At 70.2% G+C, this 16,105-nt stretch carries 12 protein-coding genes; 7 read left to right on the top strand and 5 right to left on the bottom strand.

The window, feature by feature from the left end:
* Positions 1-15: 15 nt before the first annotated feature.
* Positions 16-1,437 (bottom strand): MFS transporter, encoded by a 1,422-nt coding sequence (locus ACFPIJ_RS61975; protein WP_380128928.1) that lies wholly within the window; start codon positions 1,435-1,437, stop codon positions 16-18.
* 202 nt (positions 1,438-1,639) lie between these two features.
* Here ACFPIJ_RS61975 and ACFPIJ_RS61970 point away from each other — a divergent pair, with 202 nt between their 5' ends.
* From ACFPIJ_RS61970 to ACFPIJ_RS61950, 5 genes are all read left to right on the top strand, one after another.
* On the top strand, positions 1,640-2,260 hold the full coding sequence (locus ACFPIJ_RS61970) for a TetR/AcrR family transcriptional regulator (protein WP_380128927.1): 621 nt from the start codon (positions 1,640-1,642) through the stop codon (positions 2,258-2,260).
* A gap of 261 nt (positions 2,261-2,521) precedes the next feature.
* Positions 2,522-2,710: a hypothetical protein gene (locus tag ACFPIJ_RS61965; protein WP_380128926.1), complete on the top strand. Its 189-nt coding sequence runs from the start codon at positions 2,522-2,524 to the stop codon at positions 2,708-2,710.
* A gap of 10 nt (positions 2,711-2,720) precedes the next feature.
* Positions 2,721-3,248 carry a hypothetical protein gene (locus ACFPIJ_RS61960; RefSeq protein ID WP_380128925.1) on the top strand — a complete coding sequence of 176 codons (528 nt, stop codon included), beginning with the start codon at positions 2,721-2,723 and terminating at the stop codon, positions 3,246-3,248.
* On the top strand, positions 3,245-4,372 hold the full coding sequence (locus ACFPIJ_RS61955; RefSeq protein ID WP_380128923.1) for a hypothetical protein: 1,128 nt from the start codon (positions 3,245-3,247) through the stop codon (positions 4,370-4,372). Before ACFPIJ_RS61960 ends, ACFPIJ_RS61955 begins: the two co-directional genes overlap by 4 nt.
* 62 nt (positions 4,373-4,434) lie before the next feature.
* Positions 4,435-4,647 (top strand): hypothetical protein, encoded by a 213-nt coding sequence (locus tag ACFPIJ_RS61950; RefSeq protein ID WP_380128922.1) that lies wholly within the window; start codon positions 4,435-4,437, stop codon positions 4,645-4,647.
* Here the strand turns inward: ACFPIJ_RS61950 and ACFPIJ_RS61945 are convergent.
* Positions 4,644-8,207, bottom strand: a complete 3,564-nt coding sequence (locus ACFPIJ_RS61945; RefSeq protein WP_380128921.1) for a tetratricopeptide repeat protein — start codon at positions 8,205-8,207, stop codon at positions 4,644-4,646. The genes ACFPIJ_RS61950 and ACFPIJ_RS61945 overlap by 4 nt on opposite strands.
* 169 nt (positions 8,208-8,376) lie before the next feature.
* Between ACFPIJ_RS61945 and ACFPIJ_RS61940 the strand changes: the two genes are divergently transcribed.
* Complete coding sequence (locus ACFPIJ_RS61940) at positions 8,377-9,429, top strand: alpha/beta fold hydrolase (RefSeq protein ID WP_380128920.1); 1,053 nt, start codon at positions 8,377-8,379, stop codon at positions 9,427-9,429.
* A gap of 81 nt (positions 9,430-9,510) precedes the next feature.
* A complete protein-coding gene (locus ACFPIJ_RS61935; RefSeq protein WP_380128919.1) occupies positions 9,511-10,329 on the top strand; it encodes a polysaccharide deacetylase family protein in 819 nt (272 codons plus the stop codon).
* A 14-nt stretch (positions 10,330-10,343) separates the two neighbouring features.
* Here ACFPIJ_RS61935 and ACFPIJ_RS61930 read toward each other — a convergent pair whose 3' ends face one another.
* From ACFPIJ_RS61930 to ACFPIJ_RS61920, 3 genes are read right to left on the bottom strand one after another with little or no spacing between them, the layout of a single operon-like run.
* Positions 10,344-13,364 carry a tubulin-like doman-containing protein gene (locus tag ACFPIJ_RS61930; protein WP_380128918.1) on the bottom strand — a complete coding sequence of 1,007 codons (3,021 nt, stop codon included), beginning with the start codon at positions 13,362-13,364 and terminating at the stop codon, positions 10,344-10,346.
* 36 nt (positions 13,365-13,400) lie between these two features.
* Positions 13,401-14,861, bottom strand: coding sequence for a vWA domain-containing protein (locus ACFPIJ_RS61925; protein WP_380128917.1), 1,461 nt, complete (start codon positions 14,859-14,861; stop codon positions 13,401-13,403).
* The gene (locus ACFPIJ_RS61920) at positions 14,854-16,104 is read right to left on the bottom strand and encodes a hypothetical protein (RefSeq protein ID WP_380128916.1); all 1,251 of its coding nucleotides are present in this window, start codon (positions 16,102-16,104) and stop codon (positions 14,854-14,856) included. The genes ACFPIJ_RS61925 and ACFPIJ_RS61920 overlap by 8 nt, the downstream gene beginning before the upstream one ends.
* Position 16,105: the final 1 nt, after the last annotated feature.

The following is a 16,105-nucleotide window of genomic DNA, read 5'->3' as shown; positions in this document are numbered from 1 at the left end:
GAACCGCCCCTGTGGTCAGTGCACGAACATGGGAGCGTCGGTGACTGGAGGGCGCCCGCCTGGCAGTGCGGCCGCCAGGAGCAGCGCGGCGGCCGCGGCGGCAACCGCGGCGATGGTGTAGGCGTCGGTGAAGCCGGTCGTGGAGAGCGCTGACGCCGGGTCCGATGTCAGGTCGGAGGCGGCGATCGAGGACGCGATCGCGACGCCGAGCGCGGCGCCGAGCTCGTGGCCGGTGTTCAGCACGCCGGACGCACTGCCCGCCTCGTGCCCTTCCACGCGGGTCATCACCGATGTGGACGCGGTGACGAAGCCGGCGCCGAGCCCAGCGGCGGCAAGGACGAATCCGGGCAGGACGGCGGTCACCGGGTCATCGTGGATCGACACCCCGGTCAGCAGGCCGAAGCCGGCCGACGCGACGGCGAAGGCGACGAACGCCACCGGGCGGGCACCGAAGCGGCGCAGGCCGTGCGCGGTCAGGTGGGCCGACACGACAGTGGCCACCGTGACCGGCAGGAAGAGCAGGCCTGTCCGCAGCGCGGAATAGCCGAACACGTGCTGGGCGACCATCGAGGTGAGGAAGAACCCGGCGATGAGCAGCCCTGACGCGACCAGCATGACGGCGTTGCCCGCGACGACCGGCCGGCGCCGTAGCAGCGTGGTGGGCAGCAACGGTGCACGGACCGACCGCTGGAGCCCGGTGGCTGCCGCGCCGGCCACCGCGGCACCGGCGATCGGCAGCCAGGTAGCGGTCGCAGTCCAGCCGGTGTTCCCGGCCTGGACCAGACCGTAGATGAGCAGACCCGCTGTGGCCGTCAGCAGCAGCGCTCCCGGGACGTCAACCCGGCCCGGGTAGCGCGGCGACCGCGGGACCACGACGGCGACCGCGACGGCGACCGCCGCACCGATCGGCACGTTGACGAAGAACACCCAGCTCCAGCCCGGGCCGGACACCAGCAGTCCGCCGATGAGGACGCCTGCGGCGGCTCCGGCTCCGCCGACGGCACCCCACACCGCGAGGGCCTTGTGCCGGCGGGGTCCGTGGAACATGGTGCTGACGATCGACAGCGCGGCCGGCGACAGCAGCGCCGCACCGATCCCCTGCGCCGCCCGTGCTCCGAGGATGATCCCCGTGTCGCCGGCGAGACCCGCCAGCAGCGACGCCGCCGTGAACACCGTCAAGCCGGCCAGGAAGACGCCTCGGCGCCCCAGAATGTCGGCGAGGCGGCCGCCGAGGATGAGCAGGCCACCGAAGCAGAGGGTGTACGCGGTCACGACCCAGGTGGCCGCCGTGCGGGTCAGGTCGAGGTCGTTCGACATCTGCGGCAACGCCACGTTCACCACCGTGACGTCGAGGATGACCATGAACTGCGCCAGGCACAGCAGCACCAGAACGGCCCAGCTGCTGCTGTGAACCGTGCCCCGCTGTTGAAGTTCCATGACTGCCTCTCGTAAGTCGTACACTGTTGTACGACTTACGGTAGTCCCCCCGATCGTTAAACTGAACACGTGTGTTCGACTTCTCATTGCTGACCGATCGCAGGCGGTCGTCGCGCCGGCTCGGCGGGCAACAGTGGGCACGGTCGGATGCGGCATGTCGGATGCGGCATGCTGGATGACAGCGATGACATGGAGGACTCGGGTGGCAGGGACGAAGGCTGCGGACGGCAAGGACCAGGCGGGCGGCTCGCGTGGGCGCCGGGCCGACGCGCAGCGAAATGTGAACGCCATCCTCGAGGCCACTCAGGAGCTCCTGTCCACGGACCCGACCGCGAGCATGCAGGAGGTGGCCCGCGCCGCCGGGGTCGGGCGGGTGACGCTGTACAGCCACTTCGGTTCCCGGACCGAGCTCCTGGACGCGGTCTTCACCCGGGTGATGGCCGAAGCCGATCGAGCCTTGGCCGATGTCGACCTCAGCGGTGACGAGCGGCAGGCGCTGGCCCGGCTTGTCAGGTCTTCATGGCGGCTTGTCCAACAGTCCCGGCTGCTCCTCTTCGCCGCGCAGCTGGAGCTGCCGCAGGGCCAGATCCGTGAACACCACGACGGGGCACTGGAGCGGGTCGAAAGCCTGATCAGGCGCGGCCGGCGCAACAGGACGTTCCGAACGGACCTGCCGGCGTCCTGGATGGTGACCGTCTTCTACAGCGTGATCCACGGGGCGGCCGACGAGATCAACGCCGGCCGGCTCACCGCCGAGCGGGCACCGAACATGATCACAGCAACCCTGCTGTCAGCATTTGCGCCAACCGTGCCCGCCACCTGACCGCCGAAAGTCCCAGGGGCGGCGCCGCCAACTGCCGTCAGACCCGCGCGTTGTGCATGAACCATATGGCGAACATTCATATAGCGCCCCATTCGTGACATCGGTGATGGTTGCACCGCCCATGGTGGACGGACAGCGGTCGCAGCTGACCGATCGACCGGTTGATCGTGATCCGGTGAGACCATTGCGCCGCGTGCGCCCGCAGCTAAGATGTGGTGAAACCTCGATGTCGCCGGTCAAATAGGAGTTGGAGGACTCGCTGTGGATGGGGCCGACGGCATTTTCTCGTCCATTCTTGGCCAGCTGGTCGCAGTGCTTGGCGCCCTTTCAGCCTTGATATTCTTTCTCCGCCGCATTTACGTCCAAGGCATGAAGTGGCCCGATACGCTGCTCCTGCTTTTCGCCATCGCAGCCACGGCGTTCCTGATCTTCCGCAGTGTTAGTGGATAAGAGGTGAAAATTGTCGGACGAGGACACGCTTCAGCGGCATTTGGCCTCCATTCGCCAGAGAATGACGTGGATCGAAGAGTTGGTCGAGGGCACGCGAGTCGATGTGCACGCTCTCGAAGCTGCCGTTGACGGCGCTGCCGACGCGACACCGCAGCAGGCGAATCAAGAGGTCCGGACGGAATCCAGGCCAAGTCTCATCGACCTGTCGACAGACACGGCGCAGATGCGCGAAGAACTCACGAGCATATCGGCGCGTGTCGACCAGCTCGCCGCGCGCAGCGCAAGTGTGAGTGAGATCGTCGACCAGCTGATCACAAAGGTCGGCAGTTCAGAGAAAAGCGTCAATGACGCAATGGCTCAGCTTACGCTCGAGGTGAAGTCACTGAGCAAGGCATCCGCGGAAGCGGTGGCACGCCTCGACAAGGTGCGTCATCGGCGGCTTGATCCCAGTGCGCGGGCAAGCCTTCTGGTCGGCTTCGGCGTAGCACTCCTGGCCGTGATCATCACGATCATCGTGTTTGCGCAGGTCCAGGCATGACCGACGCGAATTCGAGGGTCCTGCCTCAATCGCGAGGCTCGGGATTATGGCAACGCAACGTTGCTATCGGTCTGCTTCCCCCATGTGTGGTGCTCGCCACCATCGATGCCTGGTTTTCCATGCAGACCATGGTTGGCCTACTTGGACCTCGGGCGTTGGACCTGGTCGCCGGCGTGGTCCTGGCCCTCGTGCTGACGCTCGCCGCCGTGCTCGGGCAATTGGTTAAGGACGACTACCGCACTTGGAGCTTCCGCATAGTTTTGGGACTGCTTCTCCTCGTTGATTTCGCGACGAGTCTGGCCGGCGCCATTTGGTACGGTGCCATGCGTCAAGATTTTTCGAGTCCAATTGTTCTCAACGACCTGAGAGTCACCGAGGACACGCTGGTCTCAGCAGTCCTGTTCGGCACCTTCACGGTGCTGGTCACGTTGGGCGGGGTCCAGCTAGGGCGGTCGATCAACGTACTTCGCCCGCCGTTGGCGGCAGTCAGCGGCGACGCCCCGATGCCGCTGGACACCGATCAGTCACCTCCCGCAGCACCCGATGCTCCCGCTCCGCCGAGCACTGGCACAGGAGAAGGGTCGGCGCAGCCGGGGCCGCAGGCGGGCGGGCCGGGTGCAACGGAAACTTCGGGTCGGCAAGGCGACGGAGCGGAGAGTAGTGCCGAGGCTGTCACGATCGCTGAACTCCAGCGACAGCTCCTCAACACTGCAATGCAGATCGCCGAGTTGACCGCGTCTGTCCATGCCATGACAGCGGCGACGGTCGCAGCGGCGGACGCAACTCGCGGCGCACCGGCTGTGCTCACGCCGGCCCCGACAGCCGAGGAGCCGACCGTCGCCGAGGCCGGGCCGGTCGCTCCTGCCTCTGCCGCCGAGGAGCCGGAACCTGACCAGCACGAACCGGTTCATCCCGAGCCGGTCCATCCTGATGCGGGCCCCGACCGAAGCGAACCGGCTGTGCTCACGCCGGCCCCGACAGCCGAGGAGCCGACCGTCGCCGAGGCCGAGCCGGTCGCTCCTGCCTCTGCCGCCGAGGAGCCGGAACCTGACGACCAGCACGAACCGGTTCATCCCCAGCCAGGCCCCACCCGTGGCGCCGCACATCTGGCGAACGATGCTTGACTGCGACGAAGGTGCCGCCCGTTGGTGCTGCGCTCCCTGTCCAGGGCCACAATGACGCAGAGATGGTCGCGCCGACCGAGTCCGAGGCCATTCCGGAGTGGCCGGCTCGATCCGCCCAGCTGGGCATCCTGGACGCCGAACGCGACGCGATCCTGCGCGGCGGCGGCTCCGGACCCGCTTCGAAATACCTGAGGGCCGCGTCGCCGCTTCCGAGCCGGCATCGTGAACGAATCTCCGCACGGGAGGTGGCGGGTGGCCGGTCGGTGCAGTACTAGTCGGGGTGCTGCTCGGATGCCAGGTCGGCAACCTCGGCCGCGACTTCGGTCGCCTCCACTGTGCCGATGCGTTGGAAGATCGCCAGCGCGCCTCGCAAGTGGTGGAGCGCCTCGGTGCGGTCTCCGGCCGCGCGGGCACAACGGCCAAGACCGGCACGGGCGTGGGCCTCGTCCCATTCACTGTTGATCTGACACGCGAGTTGCAGAGCTTGCCGATGCCACTGCGGGGCCTCGACCAGGTCACCGCTTACCCGGCGCAGCGCGCCGATGTTGTTGAGGACGTCGACCTCACCTCTGGGGAAACCGAGGTCCTGATAGATGTCCAGGGCCTGCCGCAGATCGTGGGACGCCTTCGCGTAGTCCCCGGTCAGGCACCACAGCCTGCCCAGATTGTTCAGGGCGCCGGCCTGCCCGAGCCGGACGCCGAGGTCCTGGTAGATGTCCAGGGCCTGCCGCACGTCGTGGGACGCCTTCGCGTAGTCCCCGGTCAGGCACCACACTCTGCCCAGGTCGTTCAGGGCGCCGGCCTGCCCGAGCCGGTCGCCGAGGTCCAGATACACGTCGAGCGCCTGCTGCAGGTGTTGGACCGCCCCCGCATAGTCCCCGGTCAGGCAGCGCACCAGGCCGCCCAGAATGGCGAGGACATTGGCCTGCCCGAGGCGGTCGCCGAGGTCCTTGTAGATGTTCAGGGCTCGCTGCAGGTCGCGGGTCGCTCCCGGGTAGTCCGCTGTCAGACACCGCACATTGCCCAGATTGGTGAGGGCGTTGCCCTGCCCGAGCGGGTCACCGAGGTCCAGGTAGATGTCGAGCGCCTGCTGCAGGTATTGGACCGCCCCCGCGTAGTCACCGGTCTCATACCGCACACCGCCGAGACTGTTGAGGGCGTCAGCCTGACCGACCGGGGTGCCGAGGTCCTTGTAGATGTCCAGTGCCCGCTGAAGGTCCCGGGTCGCCCCGGCGGAGTCGCCGGTCATGTACCGCACTCTGCCCAGCGCGACGAGGGCGCCGCCCTGTCCGAGGCGGCCACCCAGATCCTCGTAGATGGCCAGGGCCTGCTCCAGGCTTTCGGTCGCCTCCCCGTAGCTGCCGGTCTCGTATCGCACTCCGCCCAGAACGATGAGGGCGTCGGCCTGCCCGAGCCGATGATCGAGCTCCTGGCAGATGTCCAGGGCCAGCTGCAGGTCCTGGGTCGCCGCCGCGTAGTCGTCGGTCAGATATCGCACCGTGCCCAGCTCTACAAGGGCTGCGGCCTGCCCGAGCCGGTCATCGAGCTCCTGGCAGATGTCCAGGGCCTGCTGCAGGTCCTGGGTCGCCGCCGGGTAGGCGCCGACCTGGCGGCGAGTCGTGCCCATCGCGACAAGGGCGGCGGCCTGCCCGACCCGGTCACCGAGGTCACCGTAGATGTCCAGGGCCTGCTGCAGGTCCTGAGTCGCCGCAGGCTTGTCGTCAGCGAGGCGTCGCGCTATGCCGAGGTCGAGAAGGGCTGCGGCCTGCCCGGGCTGGTCACCGAGGTCTTGGCAGATGTTCACGGCTTGGGTGTGCAGTTCGATGGCCTGGGCCCACGGTCCGTCCAACCGGAGCAGCGCGGCGAGGCCGGCGGTGAGGTCGATCAGCCGGTCGTGCTGATGATGGTCTCGCCGGACGTGGTGGATGCACGCAAGGAGGTTGGCGCGTTCGTCGCGCAGCCAGGCGGTGGCGGAGGTGTAGTCGGGAAGGTCCGGAGCGGGTGTGGACAGCGGCGTCGTTGAACTGCGTGCGTGCCAAAAGGTTCTGGACATGCGGCCCGCGGCTACCGCAGCGGTGTGCTGGTAGTAGTCCAGCAACTGCCCGACGGCATGTTCGTTCTGGTCGGCCGGCACTCTGGCCGCATGGGTGCGGGCGTACGCGGCGATCAGGTCATGCATCCGGTAGCGGTCGTATTCCACCTCGTCGAGCAGGTGCTCGCCGAAGAGTGTTTCAAGCTGGTCGCCGGCGTCCTCCAGGCGGAGGCCGGTCAGCGCCGCAGCCGCATGGAGATCGAACTCGCCGCCGGGGTGCAGGCTCAGGGTGCGGAAGAAGCGCTGCTGCTCGGCGGTCAGGTCCTGATACGACAGGTCGAACGCGGCGGCGATCGTCTCGTGTTCCACCCGGACTGTCAGGAGCTTCGCGGTGGTCCTGGAAATCAGGTCAGCCATGGACCACTGGTGGTGTTTGGCGAACAGCCGGGCGACGAGGCGGATCGCCAGCGGTAGGTGCCCGCAGAGGGCGACGATCTCGGCGACCTGGTCGGGATCGCTCGCGGCGCGCGGAGCCAGCAACACGAACATCTGCGCGGCCTCATCGGGGGGCAGCGCGTCCAGCGACATGTCGACGGCCGTGGTGGCCAGGTCTCCGAGGTGGCGCCGACTGGTGATCAGGACCAGGGAGTGGGAGGACCCGGGCAGCAAGGGGTTGACCTGAGCACTGCTGGCGGCGTTGTCCAGCACCAGAAGGGTGTGTTGGCCGGCCATGCGCTCGCGCCACAACGCCGCGCGCTGCTCCAGCCCGTCGGGCAACTGACGCGGGTCCACGCCGACGGTGCGCAGCAAGCCGGCCAGGGCGTCGGCGGGGTCGGCCGGGATCATGCCCGGGGTGTGGGCGTGCAGATCCACGAACAGCCGCTGCGGGAACTGGTCGGCAAGCAGATGCCACAGCCGGGTGGCCAGGGCGGTCTTACCCACCCCCGGCATGCCGTCGATGGCGTGGATGGCCACGACCTGCCCGGCCTGGGCAGCCCCGGTCACCCTGGCCGTCACGGCGAGGATCTCCTGGGCGCGGCCGGTGAACTCGGCAATGGGCGGAAGGACCGTGTGGACGGTGACCGGGCTGGGTGCGGTGCCGGTGATGTCGATCAGCGCGTTCGGGCTGGCGGACAGGCCCAGCAATTCGGCCAACTCCGGCCGGTCGACACCGGCGGCATCCAGGCATCGGTCGATACGGATCGCCGTCAGCCAGTTCGGACCCTCATGGCGGTGGTGTTCGGCGATCACCCCGACGATGCGGTCGGCGACCCACAGCGGTGCCCCTGACATGCCCTCCCACGGCGACCGAGCGGCCTCTGGGATGTCCCGCGGCGCGGACACCTCGACCTCCAGCCGGCCGGTGCGCCGGTTCGAGGCCACCGCGATTCGGCCGGTCGCGTGGTGCAGATCCCGCAACGCGAAAGGGCCGTCCTGGTCATGCACCTGCCGACGCAGCTTCCACCAGGGAAACCCCGCGGTGTGGGCGTCGACGAAGACGCCCACGTCGGCCAGTCGCACGTAGCCGGCCTGGAGCACGGGTTCGGCGTCCAGCGGGGTGATGCGCAGCACCGCCAGGTCGGTCGTGTTGTCGCACCATTCGGGCCTGCCGGTGACCGCCCACTCGGTCGGGCGCTGGGCGTCGAAGCGCACCGACACACTCTGCGCGCCGGCGATGACGTGGGCGGCGGTCAGCACCGTGGTGGTGGTGACCCGGTAGCCGGTGCCTCGTCGTCCCGGTCCGACCGGGTCGGTCACCATGATCTCGGCCAGTCGGCGCGGGTCGAATGCCACTAGTCTCACTCCGACTTCTTCGGGTGTCGGCCGATTCCACAGCATCGTTCACGAGTTGCAGTCTGTGCTCGTGGGGTCACACTAAATGGCTGGTCAATGTGCGGCCATCCACCGATGGGCCGGGTGCGGCGGTGCGCTCGGAGATCTCCAGCTCCCGGGCGACCTCTGCCGCTGTCACGTGCTCGCGCTGTTGCAGCAGCAGAAGGCCATCAGTCGGTCGGCTCGCACCCCGACAACATTTCCACAGGAAACCGGTCATGGGATGACCGGTTTCGGTCGGCAGGATGGCGGCATGACCACCGATTTTCCCGAACCGACCATGATCTCAGTCAACGGTGTGGAACTCGAAGTCTTCGAGGCCGGCAGACACAATGCGGGGCGACCCATTGTGCTGTGTCACGGCTGGCCGGAGCTTGCCTATTCCTGGCGTCATCAGGTGCCCGCCCTCGCCGCAGCGGGCTACCACGTCATCGTCCCGAACCAGCGGGGGTACGGCAACTCGTCCCGTCCGGCCGAGGTGACGGACTACGACATCGGGCACCTGTCGGGTGATCTCGTCGCACTGCTCGACCACTACGGATACGACGACGCCACCTTTGTCGGTCACGACTGGGGTGCCGCCGTCGTCTGGGGCCTGACCTTGTTGCATCCGAACCGGGTCAACGGGGTGATCAACCTGAGCCTGCCGTACCTCGAACGCGGAGACACACCCTGGATCGAGGTCATGGAAGCCGTGCTCGGCGGCGACTTCTACTTCGTCCACTTCAATCGGCAGCCGGGCGTCGCCGACGCCGTGTTCGAAGCCCATACGTTCCAATTCCTTCGCAACCTCTACCGGAAGAACGAGCCCTCCACGGAGCCTCAGCCGGGCATGTCGTTCATCAATCTCGCCAGAGCGGGGACCCCACTCGGTGATCCCTTGATGAGCGCCGACGAACTGGCCGTCTTCGTCGCCGCTTTCGAATCGTCTGGATTCACGGGCGGCATCAACTGGTACAGGAACCTCGACCACAACTGGCGCCTGCTGGCGGACGTGGACCCGATCATCCAGCAGCCCACACTCATGATCTACGGCGACCGTGATGCGGTCCAGCGGTCTGCAAGGTTGACCGAATTCGTGCCCAACGTGGAAGTGGTCAGCCTGGACAGCGGCCATTGGATCCAGCAGGAGAGGCCCGAAGAGACGAACCAGGCGATGCTGAAGTGGCTCGACCAGCGGGATGCCACCTGACCTTCAGGTCCTGACCGGGTCGCCGGTGCGGCGGCCGGTGCGGCGTGCAACCCTGTCGCGGTGTCAATTCGTCTGGCAGGTGTGCGATCTGCGATCTTCGGCCTGCCGGCCGCCGTGGTGGTGCTGCTGCTGGTCACGCTGACCGGCGACAGCATCACCGTGACACGGCCGGCGCAGCCGGCGCCGGCCGTGTCCGCCGTCCCGGTCGCCGCCGCGCCCCTGCCCAGCCCCACCACGTCGGCGTCCCCGTCGCCCAGCCCGACCTTCCATGACGGCGACGGGCGCTTCGGCGCCTTCATCACGACGGGGAGCCCGGCGGTCGCCCTGACCTTCGACGACGGGCCGGACCCGATCAACACCCCCAAGCTGCTGGCCATGCTGCGGGAGCGGCACATCCACGCCACGTTCTGCATGGTCGGGTTCCGGGTCCGCGACCGGCCCGACCTCGTCCGGGCCATCCACGCCGACGGGCACACCCTGTGCAACCACTCGTGGCAGCACCTGCTGAACCTCGCCCAGCGCGACGACGCCTACATCGACTGGGACCTCAGGCACACCAACGAGATGATCCGCGCGGCGGTCGGCACGGACGTGCCGGTCCGGTACTTCCGCGCGCCCGGCGGCAACTTCACGCCCGCCCTCGTGGCGAAGGCACGCTCGCTGGGCATGGACTCGATCTCCTGGGACGTGGACCCGCGCGACTGGGAGCACACCCACGACAGCGGCGCGTCGGCGCACATCTCCCGCGTGGTGAGCCACGTGAAAGGCCACACGCGCCCGGGCTCGATCGTGCTGTCCCACGACAACGGCCAGCCGAACACCATCACCGCCTACCAGTACCTGCTGCCCTGGCTCCAGGAACGCTTCACCCTGGCAGGACTGCCCGCCGCCGGGCTGTGACGTGCACCCGCCCCTCAGCCGTCCTGATCGGGCAGGTGCACGGCGACGAGCAGCAGCTGCCACAGGCGCGCCTGGAACCAGGGCGGGGGTGGCTGCTGGAAGTGCTGCCGCGCGCGCTTGACGCCCTCGCCGTGCCGGACCATGTCGCCGGCCGCGCGGCACAGGGTCTGGAAGCGCGAGCGGTCCATCTGCCGCTCGCCGTCCGCGAGCTCGGCCAGGCCGTCGCGCAGGTCGGGGCCGTCGTGGAAGAGCTCCTCGGTGTACCCGTCCCGCAGCCACCACCGCGCGACGGGCCGGCTCCGGTCGGGCTCCGCGCGCAGCACGTCGCAGGCCAGCGCCACCGCCGTGGCGCGCAGCAGCTCCGGGTCGCGGCACAGCGGCAGGTCGGCGGGGTGAACCTCGTCGATGCCGCCGCGCAGCAGCCCCTGCCCGGCCAGGTCGTCGGCGGTGGCCTCCAGGCGCGCGGCGTTCTTCTCCTCGGGCAGGACGTGCGGGGACAGCGGGCCGCCACGGCGGCGGACGTACGCCGGACGGGTCCTGCCGACTCCGGCGAAGGCGGGCAGGACCAGCCCGTGCCGGGCGCAGAACTGCACGATCTTGTCGTTGGTCGGGCGGGGCTCCCCGGGTGAGCGGGCGTGCTCGACCTGGATGCGCTGCCGCCCGAGCGCCTGGAGCAGCTCCGCGGCCAGGGCGCCGCCCGGGTGCTCGGTGGCGGGCCAGGCGGCCACCACGTACCGCAGCTCCTGCAGCTCGTCGTCCTGGTTGCGGCGGCGCAGGTGCTGGTGGTGCTGGCCGGCGTCGTAGCCGGCGAGGGGCGCGCCGCCGTCGAGGAGCTGCTGGGCGACGACACCGGCGCCGACGCCGAGTCGCTCCAGCATCTCGAAGACGGACATCGTGCGGAGCCGGTCGAACAGCGGCGCGGTCTGCCGCACCAGGGCCTCGACGACCTGCTGCGCCGGTGTCCCGCCGGACCCGGCCGGCGGGCCGTCGACGGTCAGCGCGACGGGGCTGCCCGGCACGGCTCGGAAGCGCAGCGTCGCGGCGGCTCCGGCCAGCCGGGCCGGCAGCTGGTCCTCGCCGGGCTCGCCGACGATCTCGTCGTACAGGCGCCGCTCCACCGCCGCGTCGGTGACCGACGGCACGATGCGGCGCAGCGGCAGCCGCTCGGCGCGCTCCCGCTCCTCGGCGATCTCCTGGCCGTCGGCGCGGATGTGGGCGGCGGCGTCCTCCAGGATCGTCTGCCAGTGCAGGGTCTCCTGCCGCACCGCCTCGACGATGGCCAGGAGCCGCTCGATGAGCCGGCCCGCCCACTTGTCGAGCTCCTCCTGCACCTCGGCGTGCAGCCAGCCCTGGATCGCGTCGAGGTACTGCTGCCGGTGATGGCGGCGGCGGAACGTGCGGTCCAGCTCGGTCCGGGCCGCCTCCATCGCCCCGAACATCGCGTCGACCGGCGGGCGCACGACGTCCCGGCCGAGACGCTGGCGGTAGCGCTCCAGGTGGATGGCGAGCGCGCGCATCGCCGCGAGCGCCGCGTCGGGACCGGATCCGGTGTCGGCCATGACGTGGGTCAGCAGGAGCTGCACTGCCTGGACCCAGCGCCGCTCGATGGCGGCGGCGGCCTCGGCCAGCGCGGCGTGGAACGTCGGCGCCGCCGGGTTGAACGTCGTGTAGCGGGGACCCCAGAACGCGACCAGGCGCGCCTCGATCGCGGCGGTCAGGTCGGCGCCGCGGCTGTTGTCGTTGTCCGCGAACTCCTCGATGAGCCGCGGCAGCGCCGGCGGCCGGGCGGACCCGTCGTTCTCCAGCCACGGCAGGTCGGGCACCAGCTCACGCTCGGTCTCGTCGATGCGCAGCAGCAGCGCGGGCGGCGTCACGCTCTGCCCGCCGAGGACCAGGATGCCGGCGCCGAAGCGGCGCACGAGGGAGGTGACCGCGGCCTCGTCGTAGCGGCGCTGCCGGTCCAGGAGCTGCCCGGCGGCGGTGAGGGCGAACTGCCGGACCAGCGGCTCCCAGGCCAGCTCGACGGTGAAGACGCCGAACGTGGAGTAGACGTCGTCGCGACCGGCGACGTGGCGCTGGACATCGGTCAGGTACGCGCTGAGGTCCCCCTCCGCCGCGGGCAGCACGTGGGTGTAGATGGCGTCGGCGATCGCGATCGGGCCCGCCGCCTCCTCCGCGGCCGAGCCCTTGCCCCGTGCGCCGAGGCGCGTCCCGTCGACGAGGTACACGTGCTGCGCGGGCGACCGGGTCAGCCGGTGCCGTTCGTGCCGGCGCCAGACGAAGTCCACCGGCCGCTCCGCCATGACGAGACGGTGCAGCTCCCGCAGCACCGCATAGCCGTTGGCGTCGGCCGCCGCCCGGCCCGGCTCGTCCAGGTGCTCCTGGAACGCGTCGGGCAGCACGCAGTACACCGACGTGTGGAAGGCGGCCGTGGCCTCGCGGCGCTGGCGCTCCTGCTGCAACCAGGCAAGCACGTCGATGAGCAGTCCGGCGCCGGTTCCACCGGCGATCGACGACACGACGTGCACGTTGAACGCCGCCCCGTCCGAGCCGACGGACAGCTCGTCGAACGCGGCCTGCAGCGGCCGGCTGAACGCCCGCGCCGACTGGAAGTCCGTGTACAGCGCGAGCCGCCCGAACGCCCGCACCTGCCTGGCGCCGGTGGTCATCAACGACATCGCGTCGTCGGAGCGCACCTGCTGCGCGTCGGACCGGCCGAACCACGATGCGATCGTCGGGTACATCTCGGCCGCCCCGGCCGGGTCGCTGCGCAGCTGGTCGATGACCGGCGCGAGCGGCGCCGACAGGAACAGGTCCTCGACGTCGGTCTCCAGCCGGGTCCGGCCGACCAGCGGCCGGTCCGTCCGGTCGACGTCGACGGTCCGCAGCAGCACCGGCCCGTCGAAGCGCTCCTGCTGCGGCGCGCCGGGCGTCGGCAGGTCCCGCCACCGCTGCTCGGTGAGCAGGCGCTGCTTGAGATGCGCGACCGCCCAGCTTCCGGTCCCGCCGAGGCCCACCACCAGTGTTGGTCGCATGCTTCGCAGCTCTCCCCAGTCGTTCGTGCGTCCCGGTCAGCGACCGGCCTGGTATGTGACGGTCGCGGGCCCGACCGTGCGTGTCTGGCTCAGCTGCAGCGTCCCGGTGCGGCCGCGGTACCGCACGCGGACCGCCGGCTCCGGACTGCGCCCGCCCACGGTGCGCTGCCGGTGCCCGGTGACCCACCCGCCCCGCAGCCTCTGCCGCCGGCCCTGCAGCCGGACGCGGAACGGCTCGGCGGTGGGGTCGTTGACGACGAGCTCCCCGGACATCCGGGGCCGCCGCAGCCACACCACCGCGAAGACACCAAACCCGAGCGCCGCCAGCGCGACCGGCGCACCGCCCACGAGCAGCAGCGGCACACCCGTCCCGGTGACGACGCCGATGCGGCCGGACGCACCGGTGAGCTCGAACGACGGCCGCAGCCCGAGGTCCCTCGTCATCGCCTGCGCCCAGGGCGACCCGACGGTCCCGGTGACGCGCACCGTCGCGCTCCGCCGCGGCGCGTCGCCGACGGTCGTGGTGCCGCCGTGCCCGGCGACGCGGAGCTCGACCATCCTGCGCTCTCCGGGGTCGAGCGTGACCGGCGCCGCGGCCGTGGTCGCGACCGGCAGCCCGCCGGCATCGAGATCGAGGCTCGAAACCGTGAGCGGGACGTACCGCGCCTTCGACGTGAGCGTGACCCGCACGGTGCCGCCGTCGCGTGGGAGCGTCCCCGGATCGGTGAGCGCCGCCTCGACGGCGGTGTCCTCGCCGCGCAGGTACTCGCGTGCCTTGTCGGCCCTGGCCCGCTCCCGCAGCCGGTCGAGGTTCTGCTGGAACTGCGCGGCGGGCTGATCCAGCTGCTCGACCACGGCCGGGTCGAACACCCGCAGGACCGCGTCCGCGTCGCGCGCGGTGGCCAGCGGGACCGGGTACACCCGCAGCGGCCGGCTCCCGGCGACCGTCGCGGCCTTCTGCCGCAACGCGTCCCAGGCGGCCTGCCCGCCGGCGCCGGCGAACCGTGAGCCCGTCGGCGGCTGCTCCTCGGCGTCTGTGAGCACCACGATCACGGCGGGCGAGGTGTCTGCCGGGTCGAGCCGGTCCAGCCCGTATCCGATCGCGCCGCCCAGGTCGGTGGGGCCCGTGACCGCCTGGGCGGCCATCTCGTCGACGGCCGCGCCGACCCCGCCGGTGACCGGTCCGTCCCAGAACGAGGTCACCGCGGCGTTGAACGAGGCCAGGTTGAGGCGGTCCTTCGGCCCCAGCGCCGTGACGAACGCCTTCGTCGAGGCCATGGCGCGGGCATACCGGTCGCCCTGCCGCATCGATCCCGAACGGTCGACGAGCACGACGTAGTGCATCGGAAGGTCGTCGATGTGCAGCGCCTGCAGGACGTCGGCGAGCGGGACCTGCTCCTGCGCCCGGGCGGGCGCGACGGGCCCGGCCAGCACCCCGGCGGTGGCGGCACTCAGGAGCATGACCAGCCGCCTCCGGAGCGGGCGCGCACTACTCATAGTAGAGCACCCTGCCTTTGCTCTGTTCGTCGTCGATGCGCAGGTAGAGCCGCAGGCACGCGGCGATCTCACCGTCCCGGCGCTCGGGGCCGGGCGGCGCGGTGGCGTCCTTGGCCGGGTCGCAGTGGCCGCGGAGGTACGCGTCCTCGTAGGCACCCGAGAGCAGGTCGATCTCCGCCGTGTGCCCGGCGCGCGTGGCAAGCTCGACATAGCGGTTCACCAGGCCGTAGCTCGACAGGCGCAGCATCCCCCACCAGCTGCTGTCCGCGCTGATCGGGGCGTGCACCAGCGACCGCAGTGCCTCGTCCAGCCGCACCGCGTTGCGCAGCCGATCGGTGGGGCTGACGGCCTTGGCCAGGTCACGGAACCGGTTGAACACGTAGGTCTGGTACTTCGAAGCCACGCCCCCGGACAGCAGGTTCTTGAACTTCCTGGTGATCTGGTCGGTGACGGCCTCCCGCAGGGTGGTGTCCAACCCCGCAAGATGGCTGACCTGAGCCACCAGCGCCGCGAACCCGTTGAGCAGTTGGGCCACCGCCGGATCGAACTCGAGCTCGAGCTCGCGCTGGAGCATCGGCGGCAGCACGTGTCCGGGGCTGGACAGGATGCCGGGCCGGCCCGGCGTGCCGGGCACGAGCAGCCTGCCCATCTCGCCCTCGATCGCCGGCAGCAGCACCGGCGGCTCGCCGCCGGAGGCGGGAGTGACCGCCGCCAGCTTCTTGGTCCAGCTGTCCCGCTGGACAGCCGGCAGCCGCAGCAGCGCGATGTGCACGTGGTGCAGCGCCTCGTGCTCGGTGTCCGGCACGGTCCATCCGTCCAGGAAGATGTGACCGATGTTCGACGCCAGCAGCTCGTCGATGGGCACCCGCCAGGCGGGGACCGGCGGGTCCTCGCGCACCGGCACGGCAGCCGTCACGGTCTCCGTGGGCTGCTCCCCGATCGCGTCACCGACGTCGCCGGCCGGGTCCCCCGGTGGGTCCTCGTCGTGGCACGGGCAGGCGCACACGTGCTTCTCGTAGAACTCGGTCCTGAACACCCGCAGGCGACGCCGCAGCTCCTTGATGTACCGCATCCGTGGGTCCTGTTCGTCGGGCACGACGCCTTCATCGGCGACGAAGGACAACATGATCTGCTGGTCGATGAACTGTTTGAAGGCGTCCCGCAGCCGCTCGTCGGCGAAGAGCACAGCCAGCGTCAGGTCGCCGGTGCCCATGGCGGCGAGCTCCGGATCCGGGCCGCTCATG

The organism is Dactylosporangium cerinum, assembly GCF_042653625.1.
GTDB classification, from domain to species: Bacteria; Actinomycetota; Actinomycetes; order Mycobacteriales; family Micromonosporaceae; genus Dactylosporangium; species Dactylosporangium cerinum.
Note: the sequence above shows the minus strand (reverse complement) of the source record. Positions and strands in the feature narration are given on the sequence as shown.